The 23637-nt window shown below is 37.3% G+C and carries 17 protein-coding genes; 9 read left to right on the forward strand and 8 right to left on the reverse strand.

Annotated elements, in window-relative coordinates; translation table 11 throughout:
- Positions 1-51 precede the first annotated feature (51 nt).
- From BM361_RS01595 to BM361_RS01610, 4 genes are all read right to left on the reverse strand, one after another.
- The gene (locus BM361_RS01595; RefSeq protein WP_074976469.1) at positions 52-1557 is read right to left on the reverse strand and encodes an alpha-L-fucosidase; all 1506 of its coding nucleotides are present in this window, start codon (positions 1555-1557) and stop codon (positions 52-54) included.
- 59 nt (positions 1558-1616) lie between these two features.
- Entirely contained in the window at positions 1617-2678 is a 1062-nt protein-coding gene (locus BM361_RS01600; RefSeq protein WP_074976471.1) for a Gfo/Idh/MocA family protein, read from the reverse strand.
- Between the two features lie 11 nt (positions 2679-2689).
- Positions 2690-4237 (reverse strand): sulfatase family protein, encoded by a 1548-nt coding sequence (locus tag BM361_RS01605; RefSeq protein ID WP_074976473.1) that lies wholly within the window; start codon positions 4235-4237, stop codon positions 2690-2692.
- Between the two features lie 82 nt (positions 4238-4319).
- Entirely contained in the window at positions 4320-5918 is a 1599-nt protein-coding gene (locus tag BM361_RS01610; RefSeq protein WP_038268493.1) for a sodium:solute symporter family transporter, read from the reverse strand.
- Positions 5919-6804: 886 nt separating this feature from the next.
- Between BM361_RS01610 and BM361_RS01615 the strand changes: the two genes are divergently transcribed.
- Positions 6805-8370: an arylsulfatase gene (locus BM361_RS01615; protein ID WP_139226580.1), complete on the forward strand. Its 1566-nt coding sequence runs from the start codon at positions 6805-6807 to the stop codon at positions 8368-8370.
- Positions 8371-8460: 90 nt separating this feature from the next.
- Here the strand turns inward: BM361_RS01615 and BM361_RS01620 are convergent, their stop codons facing one another.
- Together BM361_RS01620 and BM361_RS01625 are read right to left on the reverse strand one after the other, a co-directional pair.
- Positions 8461-9894: an arylsulfatase gene (locus BM361_RS01620; RefSeq protein ID WP_083425834.1), complete on the reverse strand. Its 1434-nt coding sequence runs from the start codon at positions 9892-9894 to the stop codon at positions 8461-8463.
- On the reverse strand, positions 9891-11360 hold the full coding sequence (locus BM361_RS01625) for a sulfatase (protein ID WP_074976475.1): 1470 nt from the start codon (positions 11358-11360) through the stop codon (positions 9891-9893). Before BM361_RS01625 ends, BM361_RS01620 begins: the two co-directional genes overlap by 4 nt.
- Positions 11361-11890: 530 nt before the next feature.
- On the opposite strand from BM361_RS01625, the gene BM361_RS01630 reads away from it, so the two are divergent.
- From BM361_RS01630 to BM361_RS01645, 4 genes are all read left to right on the forward strand, one after another.
- On the forward strand, positions 11891-13465 hold the full coding sequence (locus tag BM361_RS01630; protein WP_074976714.1) for an arylsulfatase: 1575 nt from the start codon (positions 11891-11893) through the stop codon (positions 13463-13465).
- Positions 13466-13548: 83 nt separating this feature from the next.
- Positions 13549-14355 (forward strand): hypothetical protein, encoded by an 807-nt coding sequence (locus tag BM361_RS01635; protein ID WP_074976476.1) that lies wholly within the window; start codon positions 13549-13551, stop codon positions 14353-14355.
- Between the two features lie 36 nt (positions 14356-14391).
- Positions 14392-16107 (forward strand): amidohydrolase, encoded by a 1716-nt coding sequence (locus BM361_RS01640; protein ID WP_074976478.1) that lies wholly within the window; start codon positions 14392-14394, stop codon positions 16105-16107.
- Positions 16108-16142: 35 nt separating this feature from the next.
- The gene (locus BM361_RS01645; protein WP_455436018.1) at positions 16143-18341 is read left to right on the forward strand and encodes a DUF748 domain-containing protein; all 2199 of its coding nucleotides are present in this window, start codon (positions 16143-16145) and stop codon (positions 18339-18341) included.
- A gap of 26 nt (positions 18342-18367) precedes the next feature.
- Here the strand turns inward: BM361_RS01645 and BM361_RS01650 are convergent, their stop codons facing one another.
- Positions 18368-18760: a Fur family transcriptional regulator gene (locus BM361_RS01650; protein ID WP_074976482.1), complete on the reverse strand. Its 393-nt coding sequence runs from the start codon at positions 18758-18760 to the stop codon at positions 18368-18370.
- An 80-nt stretch (positions 18761-18840) separates the two neighbouring features.
- Here BM361_RS01650 and BM361_RS01655 point away from each other — a divergent pair, with 80 nt between their 5' ends.
- The 4 genes from BM361_RS01655 to BM361_RS01670 all read left to right on the forward strand — a co-directional run bounded on the left by BM361_RS01655 (position 18841) and on the right by BM361_RS01670 (position 22695).
- Positions 18841-19329, forward strand: a complete 489-nt coding sequence (locus tag BM361_RS01655; protein ID WP_074976484.1) for a DUF2938 domain-containing protein — start codon at positions 18841-18843, stop codon at positions 19327-19329.
- Positions 19330-19491: 162 nt separating this feature from the next.
- Positions 19492-20145: a hypothetical protein gene (locus BM361_RS01660; RefSeq protein WP_074976486.1), complete on the forward strand. Its 654-nt coding sequence runs from the start codon at positions 19492-19494 to the stop codon at positions 20143-20145.
- A 35-nt stretch (positions 20146-20180) separates the two neighbouring features.
- Positions 20181-21221 carry a DUF481 domain-containing protein gene (locus BM361_RS01665; RefSeq protein WP_074976487.1) on the forward strand — a complete coding sequence of 347 codons (1041 nt, stop codon included), beginning with the start codon at positions 20181-20183 and terminating at the stop codon, positions 21219-21221.
- Positions 21222-21246: 25 nt separating this feature from the next.
- Entirely contained in the window at positions 21247-22695 is a 1449-nt protein-coding gene (locus BM361_RS01670; protein WP_074976489.1) for a hypothetical protein, read from the forward strand.
- Between the two features lie 113 nt (positions 22696-22808).
- Here BM361_RS01670 and BM361_RS01675 read toward each other — a convergent pair whose 3' ends face one another.
- Positions 22809-23558: a hypothetical protein gene (locus BM361_RS01675; protein WP_074976491.1), complete on the reverse strand. Its 750-nt coding sequence runs from the start codon at positions 23556-23558 to the stop codon at positions 22809-22811.
- Positions 23559-23637 lie beyond the last annotated feature (79 nt).

Genomic DNA, 23637 nt, shown 5'->3' on the forward strand with positions numbered 1-23637 from the left:
ATAAAAATTCTTTCTTTTTTACTTTGCTTCTACTTTCCTATGAACTGGTGTTTACTCATTTTTTAAAACAATGTTTTTTAATGTTCTCTTAACTCCTGAGGCCTTTAAAGAAACCTCAACATGACTAATAGCTAAATTCTTATCTGCCTGTGTAATTTTCAGTTTAATTTTTTCGGCGGTAATTGCTTCCGGGAGGTTAATAATTTTGCAAGCACCAATGGAATCACCTATATATAAGACATCCCAGACACCCTTATACATATAGTGTAACTCATAGGCTTTTATTTTAAAGGTTCGAATTTTAGAAAACCCATCTCCCAATGATTTCAAATCACCTTTTTCAAAAAGACCGACCCTATCAAAAACAGTAGGTGAATCAAACTCAATCTCCAAATCAGCTAAGGTATCATTGGCCACCCAATAAGTCTCTAAACTAGTATCATTGGCATACTTGGCAGGATGTTTTTCTTTAGCACTGCTAGCGGTAATTTTTTGGTTGAATGTTTTATTTATCGGACCGGAAGGTAATTCTGTTTCTCCGCCTCGGATTCCCAATCGATCAGCAAGGGCTAATATTCGAAGCCTTTCGTTAGTTCTGATTTTCCCTGTATTATCCGGAGGTATATTAATAATCATAACATTATTATTTGCTGTACACCAATAGAACAAACTTTCCAATTCATCTAAAGGACGTGCTGCCAATACGTTTTTCTTCTGAAACCAATTCCATCTATCTGATATACAAATGGTATGTTCGAACGGCAAATAATGAAGTTCGTCGTCATATTCATAATACTTAGGATCATCCCATTTTGCCAGGTTAGGATCCTTAATACGGAAGTCTACCGGAAAATAGCGAATGGGGTCGCCTTTTTCAAAGTCTGTTGGATTTTTAACCTTACTTCTATTTTCATGCCAGCCAATAGTATGGTTTACGGTTATTAAACAGTTCGGCTGCATTTTTTTCACATATTTGTAGACTTCGGGTAAATTCCATTCTTCGTCTTTTTTACCCCATCCACCATCAAACCAAAGTTCACAGATTTCACCATAATTAGTCATTAACTCTGTTAATTGATTCTTCATGTATTTGAGGTATTTTTTAGTGTCTTTATACGATGGTTCATGGCGATCCCAGAGCGAATAATACAGGCCTAATTTTATACCATATTTTTTACAGGCTTTTGCCACTTCGCTTACAACATCAGTTTTAACAGGTGAAGAAGCAACATCATAATCGGTATATTTACTATCCCACAGGCAAAATCCATCGTGATGCTTAGTAATTAAAATAACATACCTGAATCCAGCCTCTTTGGCCGTTCTCACCCATTGGTCACAATCCAGCTCGGTAGGGTTATAGCTCGATGGAGGGAGGTCACCTTTAGACCATTCAATTTCGTTAAAGGTATTCAGACCAAAATGAATAAACATTCCATACCCCCTTTCTAATTGGTCTATACTAGCTTTTGACAGCTCCACTTCTTGAGAATAAATTACATTATTACTGAAGTAAACCAAAACGGCAGCTAATAGTATTCTAATTTTAAATTCCATTTGTAATATTATGTTTAACATTGAATTATAAGATGCTTTACAAGCTATTAGTATGCACTTTAAAAAGAAACTCCTCCGTTTTCGTTTGACTCATATACTGTTTCTACCAATCGCATAGTTTCATAAGCATCTTCCAAGCTTACTCCTATATCTCGTTTGTTATCTATAACATGCATTTGCAAGGCTGCCATTGGACCCATAAAAGCATCCGGAAACCATGCGCCATCTAAGGGTAGTTCTTGCCAACCTTTTCCATCATTCGACAAGTTATACTCAAATTTTGGCGGCATTCCCTTTGGGTAATCTAATGACAATCCAATTCTTATTTTTATAGCCCCTTCAGTTCCTTCAATTTTCAAATAAGACTCTTGATGCTTCAGACCGAAATCATGACCATGATTGGTTATAATACGAGCTTGTGTATAATCGTCGTAATCCAGTATTATGGTCGATCGGGTAGAGGCCAGATCTTTCATCTTAGGATGTTTTAAGGTACTCGCATATACTTTATTGGGGGTTCCTAAAAAGCTCCTTGTTAAATCCAAATAATGTATACTATGGTACAACACTTCCACCCGTGGCAAGGAGAAAAGAAAATCCCATAAATGCCATGGTGTGTAAACACATACTTTCACCTCCATATCATAAACTTCACCTATCATTCCTTCTTCGATCATTTTCTTCGCTGCAAGGCAATAAGGTGCATATCGAAGTTGAAAATTAACAGCTCCTGTTAACTTCTTTCTATTACATATATCCAAAATAGCATTAGCCTCTTCTAAATTTTCACCCATGGGTTTCTGTAATAAAACATTCGCCCCATTGGGTAACTTTTCCAGTATTTCGGAATGTAAGTTAGCGGGTACCGCAAGATCGTATACGACTTGTTTATTTTTAGTTTCTGAAATCATCTCTTCGAAAGAAGCATAGACCTTTTGAATTTCGGGAAATTTTTCTTTTAGCACCTGGGCTTTCCGGATATCTATATCGTAAATTCCTTGTATTTTAAACCCTGCCTTAGCATAGGCTGGTAAGTGCGCATCTTTAACGATACCCCCCGCTCCAATAATTACAATTGGCAGAGATGGTTGAGGCAATTTTAATGCAATTGGTAAATCCATAAGGAATATTCTTAGATTTCTATTTGATTGCTGGAACCGTTAATTTTATACTGATTGAGTAACTCCGTCAATTCTCTCACCTTTTCAGGGTATTCAGCATATACATTATCTGTTTCAGAAGGGTCATTCGAAAGGTTGTATAATTGCCCCTCCGTTTTTACCGGAAACTCCGGAAGATTTAAACTTCGGCTAAAACCACCAGGACCCTTACCTAAAATAAGTTTCCAAGCTCCTTTTCTAATAGCAAAAGTACCATTGATAGCGTGATGTACGATATCAGTTCGAACCGGAGCATCGGACCCCATAAATAAGGATGAAATATCATAACTATCTTCCATGGCATTCTTTTCGTCATATGGTATTTCTACAAGTGAAGCCACTGTTGCTATTATATCTGTCAAACAAACAACCTGATTGTTTATAGAATTCTCTTTTATTTTTTTAGGCCATGAAGCCACAAAAGGCACACGATGCCCACCTTCTAAAATATCAGCCTTCATTCCCTTCCATGGCTTACTTGGGTCGTGCCCATACTTTTTTACCGACCCAGCAACTCCAGCCATATTGGTGCCATCTCTTTGTGGCGACCCATTATCAGAAGTAAAAATAACCAAAGTATTTTCGAGCTGACCAGATGCTTTTAAAGCTTCAACCACCTGACCAACGGTATAATCAACCTGGTAAACGAAATCACCATAGGAACCAGCTTCGGTTGCTCCTTTAAATTCTGAAGCCGGGGCAATTGGCGTATGCGGGGCGGTTAGTGCAAAATAAAGGAAGAACGGATTCTCTGTTTTTGATTGTTCTTTTATATAATCAACAGCTTTTTCTGTAATTGTTGGCATCACCTTGTCTAATTCCCATCCTTCAGCCATAGGTCCCGGCGTTCCAAACATATCTGCTGGCTTTAGGCGATCGGGAATTTGGATCAGCTTATTATTTTCAAAGAAGGTATATGGCGCAAAATTTGGCACATCATCTCCAAAATAGTAATCGAAACCAGCCTCAAGCGGACCACCTGCCAAAGCCTTAGAAAAATCCATTTTTTTCCAAAGATCATTTCTTCCCTTGAGTCCATAATCACCTATTTTAATGGTGTCGTTAACAAAGCCATTATCAGTATTCGATGGCCATCGCCAGCCTAAATGCCACTTTCCTATACAGGCAGTGTGGTATTGTTTAGACTTTAAGAGTTTAGGTAAGGTTAATCTGTTTTTTTCAATTAAAGGTTTATCCCATGCCCAAAGAACACTTCTTTTTAAAGGAGTTCGCCAGGCGTATCGTCCGGTTAACAAGCCATAACGCGTTGGAGTACATACACTGCTAGGGGTATGGGCATCGGTAAAACGCATACCGCCTCGTGCCAACTTATCTATATTTGGAGTCGGAATTTTAGAATCGACATTATATATCTGGGGATCGCCATATCCCAGATCGTCTGCTAAAATAATTACAATATTAGGAGACTGCTCGGTACCTTTAGTTTCAGAATTACAAGACATCAATCCCACAAAGATTCCTGCGCAAAAAACAAAACGCTTCAATGTTTTAAACTTCATAATTAGTAATTTTTAAAATAGTACATCCTATCCTTATTTTTCAACTTCCCTCAGAACTACATTTAGCTATCAAAACTTTAAATTAATAGAAAATAGCATAAATGATTAGCATTATAACTACCAGGCATATGCTTAAATAATTTACAATTTTAGAAGATCGGGTTGCTTTCAGATAAAAAGTATCCGGTATATGCTGTTCTGATTTATCAAAAAATGAAATTAGTACATAAATAGAAGAAGAAATAATAAAGTATACATAGGTCTGTCTTAGCCAATTTATTCCTAAACCTTCCGGATTTGATATATAATTTTTAATCCCTCCAATGGTAGCATATTTTTCGATTAAAAATATAACTGCTGCGATAAGACTGCCCCCCAAGAGGGTCCAGAAAGCAGCATTTGCCGTTCCTTTTTTTGACAAAATCCCCCATAAAAACACAGCAACTATAGACGGCGCAAAAATGCTAAACATTTGGTTAATGAGTTCGAATATGGCTCCCAAATCTCCCAGGAAAGGTGACCAGGCTACCGCAAGAATCAATACAGCAATACTGGTTATTTTTCCAATTTGAATTTTTCGAGCATCAGAAAGATTGGGCTTCAGCTTATTGAATACATCATATACAATCAGGGTCGAGCAACTATTAAGGGCGGCCGCAACACTGCTCATAACAGCCGCCAATAAGGCAGCTACCATAAGTCCTTTTAATCCGATCGGCATTAATTTTAATATCATTACCGGAAGTACACTCTTTGTATTGGCCCCGACATCTTCTTTAAAGAGTGCGAATGCCAGAATACCCGGAATAACCATTATAAATACAGGGAGGATTTTTAGAAAACCTGCAAACAAAGCACCTAATTTCGCCTGTTTTTCAGATCGTGCACCCAGAACGCGCTGAACTATCGTTTGGTCGGTACACCAATACCAAATACCTAATATTAGATGTCCAAAAAGAATATCTAAAAATGAAAAGCCCTTTTTAACCTCATCAAAACTTACAGCTTTAAACCTATCTGGGTCTACGGCTTCTTTCAATGCCTCATAGGAATGAATTCCAACTTCGGGCAATTGATAGATTGCCAGAATGGTTATGGTAAGCGAACCTATAATGAGTATAATGGTTTGAACGGTTTCCGTCACCACCACTGAAACCAAACCTCCAATAACGGTATATATACCTGTTGCAATTGCTATTATTACAATGGAAATAATAATATGTATTCCAAACATTTTTTCAAAAACAACTGCCCCGGCATAAAAACTAACGCCAATATGCATGAATAGTGCTGCTGTAATACTAAAAATAGCTAATAGAACTCTTGATCGACTGTCATATCTTTTTTCAAGAAATTCAGGCAGGGTGGTTATTTTGGTTCTTAAATAGAAAGGCACGAATATGAATGCCAGAATAATAAGTTCAAAAGCTGAAAACCATTCAAAATTGCCCCATACAATTCCATCAACGAAACCTGATTCAGCCAAACCAACCAAATGAACTGTAGAAATGTTTGAAGCAAACAGTGAGGCTCCAATAACGCTCCAGGTTAATGATTTTCCTGCCAGAAAATAGCCTTCACTTGTGTTTTTACTTCTACGGCTATACCATAAACCTACAAATAGGATGAGGGCCAAATATAGAATAATAACAACGATGTCTATGGCTGACGCTTTTTGCATATAATCTGAGGCTTTAGACCTTATTTATTAAAATTACAAGTAGCAATATACAAAATTAGTACAAATGCACTATTTTATTTTGAATTTATTTAAACTCGTCATTCACAACCTAAATCGTAACGGTCTGAGAAATCATGAAAATAGTTTTTTGCATGAAACACCTATAGATTCACCCTTGCCTTTTAAAATGACTGATAAGCTTAACACATGAATATTTAGTGTACGGATGATAATTTACTCCTATCGAAAAACTTTTGTCTTATCCTGGAAACTGAGCAATACGAAGTATATACAAATAAGCAGGCGCTCCACCCGCAAAAAATGAAACGCCTGTTCCTCTAAATCTTGTATATGAGAATTCAAACATAAGTAATCTTTTAAAGAATCAATTCTTCCTTAACATTATTTGGGATAAGATTAACAATACTACTCAACAATCTCAACCTCAATAATTAGCAAATTACTAATATTGGATAATCACCTCACCTTCTTTAACACAAATATTACAATGATATCGTCATGAATCACAAAATTATTTGTAATTTAAAGGTCGTATTCAGTTGATTAATAGCGCTAACGACGAATTCAATGTCGTATTTTCTTAAATTTTATTATTAATGCATAAGGAGATTTTCTTTCTATGTTTTAAGTAATTATTGCGCTATATAGTCAACCTGCATTTGTGGTTGATTATTATTAATTAAATAACCTTAACCATTAAACCACAAAATAGTTTTATCACCTCATTTTAATCCATTCCGGCTCATATTTAACCCACTCCCCCTTTTATTTTTTCTTCTTAATCAAATTGTTTGAGGGGAATCATATGGCATATCAAAAGCGTATAAACTCTCAATAAATATTAATTAACTAAAATAAAATAATTATGAAACTACAAAAGCTCAATGTATTAATGGTATTGGCTATATCAGTCTTTATGTGTCTCGAATCATTGGCCCAAGACAAACCAAATATTCTTGTTATTTGGGGTGATGATATAGGAACCTGGAACATCAGTCATAATAATCGAGGGATGATGGGCTACAAAACACCAAATATTGATAGAATCGCTAAGGAAGGGATTGCATTTACCGATTATTATGCACAACAAAGCTGTACGGCTGGTAGAGCGGCTTTTATAGGAGGTAATGTCCCTGTTAGGACCGGTATGACAAAAGTTGGATTACCCGGAGCTGCTCAAGGATGGCAAATGACAGATGTTACTATGGCCACTGTACTTAAAAGTCAGGGGTACACTACAGGGCAATTTGGTAAAAACCACCAGGGAGATAGGGATGAACATCTTCCAACGATGCATGGTTTTGACGAATTCATGGGAAATCTATACCACTTGAATGCTGAAGAAGAACCTGAAAACTTTGATTATCCTGGAGATAAGAAGTTACAGAACGGAAAAACCTTCAGAGAGCAATACGGACCAAGGGGAGTTCTCCATACATGGGCAGATGGCAATGGTGGGCAACGCATAGAAGATACGGGGCCTCTTACTAAAAAACGTATGGAAACCATTGATGACGAAACAGTGGCAGCAGCCAAAAAATTCATCAAAGAGGCTAATGACGCAGGAACACCCTTTTTTGTGTGGTGGAATGGAACGCGGATGCACTTCAGGACTCATGTTAAAGCCGAACATAAAGGAATTAGTGGGCAGGATGAATACTCTGACGGTATGGTTGAACACGACATGCATGTCGGAGAACTCTTAAAACTATTGGATGAACTTGGAATTGCAGATAATACTGTCGTTATGTATTCAACCGATAATGGTCCTCATTACAACACATGGCCGGATGCAGGAACTACTCCTTTCCGCGGTGAAAAGAACTCAAACTGGGAGGGGGCCTATAGAGTACCAGCCTTTATAAAATGGCCGGAAAAATTTCCGGCAGGTGTAACTTTAAACGGAATTGTTTCTCATGAGGATTGGTTACCTACCTTTGCCGCCATTGCAGGAGCGGATAGTATTAAGGAAAAGCTACGTAACGGTGTATCGCTTAATGGAAGAAACTATAGAAATTACATTGACGGCTATGATTTGACCTCATATCTCATGGGGTCTACAAAGGAATCTCCACGTCATGAATTTTGGTATGTTAATGATGACGGCCAGGTTGTTGCCGCCCGATATGACGATTGGAAAATTGTATTTTACGAGAACAGAGGAAAACAATTCGGAGTTTGGATGGAACCTTTTACAGAGTTACGTGTACCTCTTGTTTTCAACTTAAGAAGGGACCCGTTCGAAAAATCTCAACACAATTCAAACACTTATTTCGACTGGTTACTCGATCGCGCCTTCGTCATAGTTCCCATTCAGGGGTTGGCCGCTAATTTCTTAAAGACCATGCAAGACTATCCTCCCAGTCAAACTCCAGGGTCTTTTAACCTAAGTGCCATTGAAGAAAAAATTAAATCAATAGGTAGTAATTAACGTAAATAATCATCCATAAAAAAGCTGGCTTTAATAATTAAAGCCAGCTTTTATTCATTTCAGGAACTTATTATTATAAATAGGAATATCTTATTTATCAAATGAAAATAATGGGTTTTCCGTATGAGATGCTGTCATAATCGAATCCATCATTTTTACTACATCCGGATAATCATCAGCTACGTTCTTTTCTTCCGAAGGATCATTCGCCAAATTATATAATTCTATAGGAGCATTACGGTCTTTTTTCACCTTTAAACGAATCGCCTTCCATTCATCCTTTAAGACTGCTTGTTTTCCACCGCCTTCATAGAACTCCCAATAAAGATGATCATGTTTTTCCTGTTTTGATTTCCCATACAATTCATTAAGAAATGAAATACCTGTGGTGTTGAGGCCCTCAGGGTTTCCACCGGAGAGTTCATAGAAGGTAGGCAGGATGTCCCAAAAAGCTCCAACATGATCACTTACCTGATTTGCTTTTATGGTTCCGGGCCAATAAGCTATAAAAGGTTCTCGTATTCCTCCCTCATAAAGGTCTCTTTTAACCCCTTTGTGGACTCCACTGCTTTTAAAAAAATCGACATCGCTCCTTTGACGGCCACCTTCAATATGGGTTCCATTGTCGCTTGTAAACACAACCAACGTATTTTTATCAAGCCCTTTCTGTTTTAAAGCGGAAACAACTTCACCTACATAATCGTCTATGCTACTAACCATTGCAGCATACGCAGCTTTCGGAAACGGCTGCCCTCCATAGTGCCTTCCATCGGGCCATGCTTTCTCGGGAGAGAATACACTATTGCCTTCTTCATCTAAATATTGTTTCATATACTGTTCAGGCACCACCAATTCGGCATGTGGAACTGTAAAAGAGAGATACAAAAAGAAAGGTGTTTCCTCTGATTGTTCCTTTATAAAACTTAAAGCTTTTTCGGTAAAAATATTATTACCATAACTGTCTTTAGGAGTGGCTAACTTTTCCGGCTTTCCTTCATTTAAAGTCCAGACAGAATCAGGTCTCTGAAAATGAGCATCAACATGATGGAGATGACCTGTAAACTCATCCCAACCCTTTTTCTCCGGAGATCCAGGGGTTCCTTGTACTCCTAACCCCCATTTTCCATACATAGCGGTTCGGTACCCTTGTTTTTTTAGTAATTGAGGAATTATGGTATCCTGCTCTCTTAATGGAAATTCCCCGTTCCCTCTAATATGGGTGACCCCAGTATGTTGTCCGGTCATTAGACTTGCCCTGGAAGGCGCACATACGGTACTTCCTGCATAAAATTGAGTAAACCGCATACCTCCTTGAGCCAATTGATCGAGATTGGGTGTTTTTATATGTTTTTGCCCGTAACTCCCCAGATCTCCTATCCCCATATCATCTGCTATAATAAAAACAATATTGGGTTTAGATGCTGACTGATCAGCTGTTTCTTTTGAATTTGTGTTACAGGAAACTCCTGCTATTAAAGTCATCAATACGATTAATCTAACAGGAATACTTAGAATTGATTTCATCTCAGGTTAATTTTTAATTTAGCTATTTTTTCTGCTTCAAACTCGTGGTCATAATCAGGATTTGGATCTACAGGTATGGGGGCTCCCACTTCCTTTCTCCAACGCTCTAATTTTCTTGAAAGTTGTTCTGTTTTTTCCGGATCCTTAGAAGCAAGGTTATTTTGTTCTCCAAGATCTTCATTAAGGTTATAGAGTTCATATTCGTCATCTTCAAAGAAATGATGTAGTTTCCAGTCTCCATCAATAATTACCGAACCTGGACGCGTTCTGAATAAAGGATCTCTTCCCTGGTCAGTTTTGGGCTTATAGGCCTGGAGGTAAATTGGAAAATGAAAATAAAGTTCACGATCAGGTAATTCACCTCCTTTTAAAGCAGGTAAAAGTGAAATTCCATCCAGAATAGTATTAGAAACCTTTGAACCTGAGATTTCCTTTAAGGTTGGATATATATCCAGGTTTGTTATGGGTTCAATTGATTTCGTGTTAGCCGCAATAACATTTTTCCATTTAAAAATGTATGGCACTCTGATGCCTCCTTCATAATAAGACCCCTTCCCAGCTCGTAGTGGATCCTGAAAGCTGACATCTCTTATACCGCCATTATCGGATGTAAAAATAACCAAGGTATTTTCTTCTAATCCTTTTTCTTTAAGAAACGACAATATTCGTCCAATATTTGTATCAACAGTTTCTACCATCCCGGCATATTTGGCATTATGCTGAAATTCATCTCCTCCTTTTTCCGTGTATTTCTCTTCAAGTTTTTTAAGGGTCTGCAAAGGGGTATGTACTGCATAATATGGCAGGTAAACAAAAAATGGGGTTTCCTTTGCTTCTTCCATAAAGCTTATAGCCTCAGTGGTAAGACGTTCAGTAAGGTTTTCTCCATTAAGTCCCTGGCCAATTGACGGCACATTATAGGGCGCAAAATACCCTTTAGCACCAGGGTTCCCCTGCTCGCCACCTCCAATGTTAACATTGAATCCCTGTGTTCGCGGATCTTCTCCCAAATGCCACTTACCAAAAGTCCCTGTGTTATAACCAACAGCCTTTAACATTTCAGCTATGGTGATTACAGAGTCTTTTAAAACGGTTGTATTCTGAATGGGAATAATTTTTCTTGTTCTGCTATCACCCCGGTCTGAATTTGCCACTGTATAAATTCCATGGCGCGGTGTATTTTGACCACTCATTAAACAAGCCCTGCTAGGGGCACAATTTGCAGCACTGGCATAGCCACGGGTAAAGGTCATTCCTTCTTGCGCCAATTTATTTATATTGGGAGTTTCATAAAATGTACTACCGAATACCTCTGTATCCTTCCATCCTAAATCATCAACATTAATGTAAATAATATTAGGGAGTTGTTTCCTCTTATTTTGATCCCCTGTTTTTCCATTGCAGGATAAAAGAGCAACAAATATTGGAAGTACCAACATAAAGTAAACGTAACGCTTAAACATCATAATTTAATATTTTGCATTAAACCGGGAAAGTTACATAAAATTGAAACCTAAGTGTTTTTAATCCAAACAGTTTCTATAATTCACCCATAGTACTTTGATAAAACAGAATGAGATCAGGATATTTTGTCTTTTAAACTCAATCCAATCCCCAAAACTCAAAAACACACACTAAACAACTGAATTACCGCCTGTTAAGACGAAAACAATAATCCGAAAAACCCCCGATATTTTTAATCATTTTTTTTATATCTTTAATACCCCCCTTGTAAATTTGAACTTCATTAAAAACAAAAGGTAAAAGAAGTTCATTCATAATGTAGTAAAAAGTAAAGATTTATCACTCCCCCAATTTAATCTTTAACTTACATTAAAATATAGAATTATTAGCATAGAATGCTATTGTACAGCTTGTAATAAAAGTAAATTTATAACTCCCGGATATGTAACAGGACTAATATAAAATTTACCGACCCTATCATATACATCTGAATATTCAACAACTCATGTTCAATTATAAAATCATTAACCTCATGAAAAACAATTGTTTAGCAATCAGTATTTTAATCCTTCTTGCGGGGATGTTAACACAGGGAATACATGCACAAGATCGACCAAACATTCTGGTGATCATGGTCGATGACGTTGCTCCTAACTCCCTTAGCTGTTACAGCTTAGGTTTACAATACCCTACACCTAATATCGATCGTATTGCAAAGGAAGGGGTTCTATTTACGGACCATTATTCACAACCAAGCTGTACCGCAGGGAGAGCTGCTTTTATTACCGGCCAAAAACCTGTAAGAACAGGCCTTACTACCGTGGGACAACCAGGTAATCCATTAGGCCTAAAGAAAGAAGACCCTACATTGGCCGAACTTTTAAAGCCACTAGGTTATATGACCGGACAATTTGGAAAAAACCATTTAGGAGACCGGAACGAACATTTACCAACGGTTCATGGATTTGACGAGTTCTTCGGAAATCTTTATCACTTAAACGTATCAGAAGAAGAAGAACAAGCGGATTACCCAAAGAGCGAAGAATTTTATAAAAAATACGGACCTCGTGGGATTATTGAGTCTTATGCAACCGACACATACGACAGCACTGAGGATCCTCGATTTGGGGTAATCGGCAAGCAAAGGGTAAAAGATATAGGTAAGTTAACCTCTAAACGCATGGAGACCTTTGACGAGGAATTAGTTGCTAAAACCAAAGATTTTATGAAGCGCGCTAAAGATGCTAAAAAGCCATTTTTTATCTGGCATGCTACCAGCCGTATGCACGTATATACCCATTTAAAAGAAGAATCCAGGAATCTGGCAACACCCATTAGCACCGATATGGACTTATTTGGTTCCGGTTTAATGGAACACGATGGTCATGTAGGAGAAATATTGGATTATTTAGATGAATTAGGGATGGATGAAAACACCATTGTTATCTATACAACCGATAATGGCCCCGAGCAAAGCACATGGCCTCATGCCGGAGTTACCATGTTCAGAGGAGAGAAAATGACCACTTATGAAGGTGGAGTTAGAGCCCCGTTTATGGTACGCTGGCCTGATGAAATTCCTGCAGGAACTATAAAAAATGGCATTTCTGCTCATGAAGATGTTCTACCTACCGTTATGGCTGCTGTTGGTAATGACCGTATTAAAGACGAATTAAAGAAAGGTAAAACGATTGGCGATATGACCTATAAGGTTTATATCGATGGATTTAACAACCTGGACTACTGGACTGGAAAGGCTGATAAATCAGCAAGAAATTATTTTTTTTATTACTATGAATCAGGATTAACAGCGATGCGTGTAGGCCCATGGAAGATGCACTTTGCTACCAAAGAGCGATATTTCGATGATATGGTAGCGCATACCATGCCACAATTATTCAATCTGAGAAAAGACCCATTTGAAAAATACGACGATATTACCGGGTTTCATTTAATCATGAATAAATCCTGGGTCATGCAACCCGCCATCGGATTATTGAGTGAGCACTTATCGACATTTAAGGAATTCCCCCCACGTCAGGCTGCAGCTTCGTTAGATATTAACAACGCCATTGATGCAATCTTAAAATCAGATACTCGTCAATAAAACTCAACAGATTTACTTAAAGGGCTTATTGTGTTATAAGCCCTTTAATCAAATAAACTTAACTCGAATTGAAACTACGAAAAATGCAAAAAAGAATAAAAAGTCATCTATTCTTGTTCACCATCCTTTTTGGCTTTTCGCTTATTTACGGACAAGAAGACGGCCCATCGGCCGACGAATTAGCAAAAAAATTACAAAATCCCGTTGCCAGTCTGATCAGCGTTCCCTTTCAGGGAAATATGGATTTTGGCGTTGGCCCAGATGATGGAACCCGATTCACAATGAATATTCAACCGGTAATTCCCATTAGTATCAGTGAAAACTGGAACTTAATAGGGCGTGCTATTTTACCAGTTATTTCTCAATCGGATGTTTTTGGGAATAGCGGCAATCAAACCGGACTTGGTGATGCTGTGATAAGCGGTTTCTTCTCACCAAAAGAACCGACCAAAGGAGGGATTATCTGGGGAGCAGGTCCAGTAATGCTGGTTCCAACCGCAACTGATGATCTTCTGGGCACCAAGAAGTTCGGTTTGGGTCCGACAGGAGTCATTTTAAAACAAATTGGAAGTAATACCATTGGTGCTTTAGTTAATCATATATGGTCAGTAGCAGGTAATCAGGACAGAGCAGATGTAAATGCCACCTTTTTACAACCTTTTATTGCCCATAACTTTTCTGGAGGTTACGCATTAGCATTTAATACAGAATTTACCCAAAACTGGGAAGCAGACACCTCATCCGGTAGTTTTCATTTGGTAGGATCTAAAGTTGTATCGTTAGGATCACAATTAGCTCAAGTTTTTGTCGGACCCCGAATTCACTATGGTAATGGCAATGCTGCAGACTGGGGTATAAGAGGAGGGTTAACACTTTTATTTCCTAAATAGCAAATATGGTATACTATTAAATTAACTTATCAGATTATGAGGATCATTTATTTATTAATTGCTTTTTGCATAATATCATGCTCAGAAAGTAAAAAAGAGACTGTCCAATTAGACAGTATATACTTCAATGGTGATATAATCACTATGGAAGGAGATCAACCTGGCTATGTGGAGGCTATTGGTATTAAGGATGGAAGAATTGCTCGTGTCGGGACTCAGGAAGAACTAATGAGCATGGTTGGTGATTCAACGATCCAAAAAGACCTGAATGGTAAAACACTTTTACCTGCATTTTTAGACGGACATGGTCATTTTTACAATGTCGGTTTTGCTTCAATTGTAGCCAACCTATTACCTCCTCCGGATGGACCAGGCCATAATTATGAGTCGATCGTAGATGCCTTGAATCAATGGAAAGAAAGCGAAGATGGTAAATATTTCATCGATAAATTCGGCTGGATTATTGGAAACGGCTATGATGACTCTCAACTAGAAGAAAAGGATCACCCCAAAAGCATAGATCTGGATAAAGTAAGTACTGATATCCCTATTATCATCTTGCATCAGTCCGGACACCTTGGAGTTATTAATTCGAAGGCGAAGGAAATCTTAGGAATAACTAAAACTACCCCTAACCCCACCGGAGGCTCCCTGAGAAAAGATAAAAATGGTAATCCGAATGGTGTTCTTGAAGAAAATGCCATGTTTAATGTTTTATTTCCCATTCTGGGCAAAGCCGATGAAAACTTTGATACGAAATGTATCAAAAAAGGACAAGAAGAATACGCCAAAAAAGGATATCTCACAGCTCAAGATGGCAGAAGCTCGACCGCACAAATGGCTGCTTTTATTAAGGGAGCAGAAAAAGGGCTTTTTTATATTGATGTGGTATCTTACCCTGATATTACCTTAGGACCTGAAAACGTAACTGAAGATTACTATAGTGCAGATCACCAATATAAAAACAATTATAGAATAGGAGGGGTTAAATTAACCTTAGATGGTTCCCCACAAGGTAAAACTGCCTGGTTAACCCAACATTACCACGTTCCGCCTCAAGGTCAGGATAAAGATTATAAGGGCTACCCGGTCATGCCAGACTCCATGGCGATTAAATATGTGAAAGAAGCGTTTCAAAACAAATGGCAAATATTATGTCATACTAACGGTGATGCTGCTATTGATCAGTACCTCATGGCTGTAAAAGCTGCCGAAGAAGCTTATGGATATGACGACCATAGAACCGTAATGATTCATGGGCAAACTTTACGTAAAGATCAAATACCAGCGCTGGTAGAATTGGAAATTATGCCCTCGTTGTTTCCAATGCATACCTTTTATTGGGGGGATTGGCATGTTGAATCCGTTTTAGGACATCCTCGGGCTGACTACATTTCACCATGTCGGGATGTTATTGATGCAGGCCTTAAAATCACCTCCCATCACGATGCCCCCGTTACCTTCCCTAACTCCTTGAGAGTGCTGGATGCTACGGTGAACCGGGTTACAAGGAGTGGTGTCGTTTTAGGACCTGAACAACGCATTAGTCCGTATGAAGGATTGAAAACATTAACCGAATGGGCTGCTTACCAATATTTTGAGGAAGATCACAAAGGAACCATTACGGAAGGAAAACTGGCAGACTTAGTAATCTTAGATAAAAACCCATTAAAGATAGATCCTTTGAATATAAAGGATATACAGGTTTTAGAAAGCATCAAAGAAGGTAAAACTGTATTTCAACAACCGTAGTTTATTGTTTGAAATTTAATAAATGAACCCACTTAGTGAAAATCAGGAAGCGACATATAAGGAATGGGCTATCCCTATTATTCTTAGTTATCATTATAATAATGCTAGCACTTCCTTCCTTTGCTAAAAACTATTTGATCAAAAACAGCAAAGAACTAGTGGGAAGACAGATTGATATGGAAAAATTAAGTATCAATTACTTTACCAGCACACTGAAAGTTTATAATTTTAAAATGTACGAAGCCAATGATAAAGATGTCTTCACTTCCTTTGATACTTTATTAATTAATGCAGCACCATTAAAATATTTCAGCAATGTTAAGGCCTTGGAGCAATTTTACCTGGAAGGCTTAAGGGTAAATATCTCCAAAAAAGACAGCGTATTTAATTATGATGATCTCATCGCATACCATTCAGTCTCAGATTCAATTCAGGCAAAACCCTCAGAAAAGGAATCTGTTAAATACTTATTGGAAAACCTCGAATTAAAAAACGCCTCGTTTCTATTTTACAACGCTAATGTTGATGATGAAACACGTATTGACAACTTTTCCTTTTTCATCCCGAGAATTAGTTGGGATCAGGAACAGGAAAGTAATGCCAATCTAAAATTCAATTTGGATAATAATGGCTACATTGAATCTGATTTTAATATGTTTCCACAAACCGGCGAATTTAATGGAGCCATACGAATCAACGAATTACAGCTCAATTCCTTTTATAAATATGCGGCGCAGTATGCCCGTATTAATACATTGGAAGGTACTGTGAACGCCACTTTTAATTTTAATGGAAATAGTAAAAACCCTAATGAAACTGTTTTATCAGGTGAAGTAGAAACCCTAAAATTAATGCTAACCGACCAAAACAATCAAAAAATTCTGGGAGGGGAGAAAGTTACTTGTAAATTAAAGAAAATCGACCCAGCCAAAGCTTCATATATCATAGAATCCCTGAATGTTGAAGAACCTTACATTAAATTCGAGCTTGATACTGTTTCCAATAATCTTTCTCGCATTTTTAATCCCTTTGAAGATCTTAAGGAGAGTGATGAAAAAAATTCAGAAAATTTGTCTGGTGAAAAGAAAATTTATTACGCTATAAATAATGTAGAGGTTAAAAATGGAGTCTTAGATTATACCGATAATCTCACCGGAAAGCCATTTGATTACCATCTTAGCGAAATTCTGATAGACACTGACAGTATTAATAGTGAAAGTGAATGGGTTGAGTTCACTTCCGACATGCTTCTAAATAATAGGGGGACCCTTAAAGCTGAGGTTGGTTTTAATCCTGCCAATTTAAAGAACATGCATCTCGATATTGCCATTAAAGACTTTTTACTCTCAGACCTCAACATTTATGCGAACTATTATGCCGGACACTCTGTACTGCGTGGTGATATGTTTTATTTTACTGATTCTAAAATTACCAATGGCATTATAGAAAGCAACAACAACTTATTAATAAAAAATGTTTCTGTTGAAAATATTAAAGGTGGACTTTATTCTTTACCGTTGAAATTTGCTGTTTTATTGTTAAAAGACAAGAATGGAGACATTGAGCTTACAGTACCAGTTAGAGGTGATTTAAACAAACCTGAAATAGATGTCTGGAAAATTGTTTGGGCTACCTTAAAAAAGCTCATCTTTAATACCACCAAAAACCCAGTAAAACATTTAGCCCAATTGGTAGATGCAAAACCTAAAGATCTGGAGCAAATTACCTTTAAATATCCCGATACAATTATCAACACCGAGCAACAACGAAAATTAGATCTCTTACTACGATTGGAAAAAATTAAACCCGGATTGCAAATTGAGATGAATTATATTGCGGATAATGATCTGCTTAGAGAAGAAATAGCCAAAGCGAATGGCTTGGACTCCTTAACAAATGCATCTGAGGACACCATTTACGAAAATATTAAAACTAATCTTCCAGCTGACAGCCTTTCAAGAGATAGTTTAAGTGTGGAAATTGGTTTAGAAAAATCAAATCTCTCTCCACAACTAGACTCTATAGCCCAACAATATTCAGATGCTTTAATATTGAATGTAAAAAATTACCTGAAAACAAAACAGCCGGAAACCATCATTAAAGTTCAGAAAGCTGATCAAAAAAAACCGGAAAATATAGGAGCTGTAACCCAGTTTAAAATGAAATACACTATGAAAGATAGTTCAGCTGGTAACAAGGAAGAGCTACAGGAAACTCCCTACGATAAAAATTAGAGACTCAAGTAATAAAACCCTCTTATCTAAACTCCATTTCGTTGCTTACAACATTTTGAGCAATACCCGGAAATTACACCGTTGAAATTAATGGGTTCATAGCCCTCTGGCAATTGAACTCTAAGCTCATTCTTTATACAAATTACATTCTGACACTCAATACATCTAAAGTGAAAATGATTATGCTGATGCCCATCTTTAGTACAATTACTGCAAAAGGCAAAGTATTGCTTTCCATCATCACCAACAACTTTATGAACGATACCATCCTGACTAAACCTATTTAAAATGCGATAAATTGTCGCTCTATCCGTATTTAGGCTCATTTGTTCCTGTATCATTTCATGATTTAAGGCCAGCCCCGATTGTTTTAAAATATCTAAAACTTCCTGTTGCGATTTCGTATTTCTTCTACTCATAATTAACGCGACTATGTTGCAATAGCAAATATATTATTATCTTTGAAATCCTAAAATCCCATTAAAATAAAACTACGCAAATGGAACTCATTCTCAAAACAACCTTGGTTGGAATTGGCGCTACCATCTTTATGGACCTATACGCCTTAACACTTCGAAATCTTTTTAAAATCCCTTCATTGAACTACGCCTTACTAGGTAGATGGCTTGGCCATATCCCCAAGGGTAAGTTTTATCATCTGAATATAATTACCGCTACCCCCATTAATAAGGAGCTTGCTCTTGGTTGGATCGCCCACTACAGCATCGGTATAGGTTTCGCTTTTATTTTAAGACAGACTTATGGCGAAGCATGGTTAAGCGACCCCACTATTCTGCCAGCTATTATTATTGGTCTTACAACAATCATTGCCCCTTTCTTTATAATGCAACCCGCATTTGGCTTTGGTGTAGCAGGCTCAAAACTTCCTCAACCTAATTTAGTCAGATTAAAAAGTTTACTCACCCATTTAATATATGGTCTTGGATTATATGTAACCGCTAAACTCATTTGGCTTCTTACACTTTAAAGCGCTAAGATGAATAGACGACATTGTAATATATAGTAGGTTATATCTTTCAAAAAACAATTATCATTCTTTCTTTAGGACAAAATATTTTTATGTATTTTTATAAAGAGTAACGCAAAACTGCGTGTCTTCATAACTGAAATTCAAAAACTTAATTAATCTATGAAATCAAAATTACTACTAGTCATTGGTTTGGTAATGGTTGCCTGTGGGAGTAATACCAAAATCACCGGGGCATGGACCAACAAAGAAAAACTAGAAAACAAATCATTCAGCAGTGTTTTCATCGCCGTGCTGTCCTCAAATACAGCTGCCAAAACCCTTTTAGAAGATCAGCTCGGTTATGAAGCTCAACAGGCCGGTATCAAGGCAATTAAATCGCACAATACCTTTCGTACGACCTTTACTAAGGAAAGTAAGCCTTCAAAGGAAGAGTTGCTTTCAGTTATAAGAGGCACCAACTCCGAAACTATTTTTACGGTTGTTCTTAAGGATCAACAAAGCGAAACTCGTTACGTTCCGGGAACTACAAACTATGCTATGGGCTACGCTCCACTAGGGTATTATGGTTATTATGGCAGTTTCTGGGGATATTATAATAACATTTACCCCTATGCCTACGACCCTGGTTATTATACCACAGATAAGGTTTATTACTTAGAGAGTAACCTATATGATGCTAATACGGAAGAACTTTTATGGTCCGCTCAGTCCAAAACTTACAACCCGTCTGATTTGGATAATTTTGTTGAAGGGTATACCAGTGCTATAATTAAAGAACTCGTTAAGGATGGCGTACTGAAATCAATAAAATAAACACTATTAACTGTACAAAAAGATACAAAATAAACATGAAGTTTTATCAACCAAACAAAGGCGCATTCAAACTTATATATGTTTTTTTGTGTCTTTTTTTCTTCAAAGCCCATGGGCAAAACGACACCATTACACTGAAGAATCAGGATCGACTTATTGGTGAAATCAAACAAATGTCTAAAGGAGTCCTTACTATTGAAACTGATTATAGTGATGATGACTTTAAAGTTACATGGGTAGAGATACAACAAATTATAAGTACTCAGGATTTTCTTGTCACTCTCAAGGACGGACGCCGAATAAAAGCTTCTCAGATAAGCCATAAAGACAGTTCTGATGAGATTATATTAAAAGAAGAAGATAATAACATTACCACCATTAATGTGGAAGACATCGTTTTTATACGATCTGTAAAAAAAGATTTCATCTCTCGACTGGATGCCTCCCTTTCTTTTGGGTTTAACTTCACAAAATCAAAAAACCTCAAACAGCTAACCGTTAGAAGTACCCTGGGTTATACGGCAAACTTTTGGAGTGTGGAAGGCTCATATAACTCGGTAAGAAGTAATCAGGATGATTCTGATGAAATTCATCGTACAGATGCTTATGTTGCCTTTAACTACTTTTTAAAAAAGGATCGTTTTATATTATTTTCGTCGGAGTTCCTGGCTAATACAGAACAACAATTGGACCTCCGTCTTACTCACAAATTAGGTTTTGGTAAATACTTCGTACACACCAATCAAATGTATTTGGGAACTGGGGGTGGAATTGCTTACAACAATGAAAATTACTTCAATGATGCCGATGACCGGAAAAGTGCTGAACTTTTCGGGATGGTTGAGGTTAACATGTTCGACTTCGAAAACATCAGTCTACTTTCTAATCTCACTGTATATCCCAGTTTAACTGAAAGCGGAAGGTGGAGAACTGATTTTAAGGTGGACTTAAAATACGATTTGCCTTTAGAGTTTTTCATCAAATTAGGCATAACGTATAACTATGACAATCAACCCGTACAGGGATCGGCATATGATGACTACATTTTACAAACCACTTTTGGTTGGGAATTATAATTGAACTCCATTAAAAGGATCGTAAATGAAAAGCTGCAGTAAACTCATAACAATTCTTGTTTTTTTCAGTAACCTGATTGTGTACAGTCAGGATACGCATTATTGGAGTCAGCAGTTCGGAACAGAATCGGCCTTAATGTCAGGAGCTGTTATAGGCGGTGCAAACGATAATACCATGCTCTTTTACAACCCAGGTGCATTAGGATTTCTGGACAACACCTCCATTTCTGTAAATGCGAACGCCTACAGGATTGAAAATATTAGTATCGCAAATGCTTTGGGAGAAAAAGCCAGTTTTAACAGTAAGCAATTAGGCTCTGTTCCATTATTAGCAGGAGGAATGATTGACACCAAAAATGAAGACTGGAAAATCGCTTATGGTTTCATGGCCCCCGTTAACTTTGATTTTAAAGCAATCGCCAGGCGTGATGGAAATTTTGACATTATTGCCAATGATGAAAGTCCGGGATTAGAAGAACTTGTTGGCGAATCCAGCATTACCAACAAACTATCTGAAATTCTAGTTGCCTTTGGGGTAGCTCACCGATTTAATGACAACTGGTCATTTGGGGTAAGTAATCTCATAACTGTCAGATCACATACATTTAATCGCAACTATTCGGCATATGTTTTTATGAACGACGCCAATAGCACCCTGGTAGGAGGTAATCTTTCTCAAAATATCGATTACTATAATGTTAGGTATGCGGCAAAATTGGGTTTATCTTATCAAAAAGGAAACTGGAAAACAGGGCTAACCATTACGACCCCTTCGATAAATTTTATGGGAATAGGAACCGTAGCTTCGAATATCGCAGCAAGAAACCTTAAACTTATCGATGATGAAAGAATTAGTGGTGTTGCCACGGATAGACAGGCAGAATTGAAAACCACTTACAAATCGCCATTTTCGATTTCCGGTGGCGTTAATTACAATAAAGATAAATCTAAAATTGGAATTGCTTTTCAATATTACGCCAGTATCGATGTCTACGATATCATGGATGTTGCCCCAAATACATTCGTACGACCAGCCTCACTTGCACCAGAATTAACAAGCGATGATTTTATGAGGGCACAGGCAGCGGCCAAAGATGTATTTAATATGGCCGTTGGATATGAGTACATGCTGAAAAATGATTTATCCCTCTATTTAAGCGGACGTAGTGATTTAACATATTTTGATAAAAGATTGAATGAATCGAATGGAATTAAAGCCACCATAAGTGACTGGAATCTATATCACTTTGCTTCCGGTATCACCCTAAAGAAACAAAAAAGTCAATTAAGTCTCGGATTGCTTTACAGTACTGGCGTTACCAACAATTACGAGCAAAAAGGAAGCTTAAACAATCCGGCTGAAGGAGACCTTTTACAAGGTTCAAGAACCATTACGAAAGCCTCATACAACTCGTTAGGGTTCTTACTTGGCTATACGTTCTATTTTAAAAAGTTTGAACTTCAGAATGATTAAACTTTAGCCCCGAGCTTCAGTGAAGCCAAACCAATTCACAATAACTAAACACCTCACAATCAAAGACCCTTCCAATTTAGAGCTCCTTAAATTTATACGCCGTAACAAGCAATTTAAAAAATCTTGAGAAGTTGTAGCCCTGTAGCACTTTCAGCTTTTAATACCTCTAGTTGTCCAGACACCTCCTGGTAGAAACAAATACCCAAAAAAGCAAACTTTATACCTCCCTCTGTGGGGATGTCTTTAGATCTTAACGCAATTGTACTACTATCAAAATCCTTTCCTATCACTCTGGACTTTGCCATATAGGTTGTAGCGCTCAACGTATCAAAGTCCATCCGAACAATCCCAAATCGCAATTCAAAATGTGAGGCATTTCCATAAAATTTAAACTGTTCAATATTAAACTCTGATATACGACAGATATAATTATCCTTATCAAAGGTAATCTTACCCATAAGACTGGTGGCAACATCCCTTTTAGGAGTAATTCTAAAATCCAGTAACAACTTGCATCCGGCATCAGATTTTAACCCATTGCCTACTGTTCGTTTACCACGTTCCGACAAAACATCACAAACCTTTATTTCTTGAAATAATCTCATCATTCTACCATGTAAAGTAGGATCCTTATAATGTATTAAAAAAGGATGCAGACTGTTTTTAAAAACTTTTTTGGCACGTGAGCAGAGACCAAACTCACTGCTGTTTTCCCGTACTCTTTTCATTTTTGGAGATTTCTTTATAGCCTCCGAGTTAAAGCCTCCACCGGCTTTTCGAGCTACCGGAACACCTTTTCGATAATAAAAATTAATATCGCCAATAGTGCCTGTTAATTTAATAATGCCTTTTTGCTTTGCCATGCCAATAAAGTTTGGTTCAGTCAATATATAAATATACATAGAATATATTTATAGTATATATACATCGTATTTATAACAT

It is taken from the genome of Zhouia amylolytica, assembly GCF_900116365.1.
Taxonomy (GTDB): domain Bacteria; phylum Bacteroidota; class Bacteroidia; order Flavobacteriales; family Flavobacteriaceae; genus Zhouia; species Zhouia amylolytica.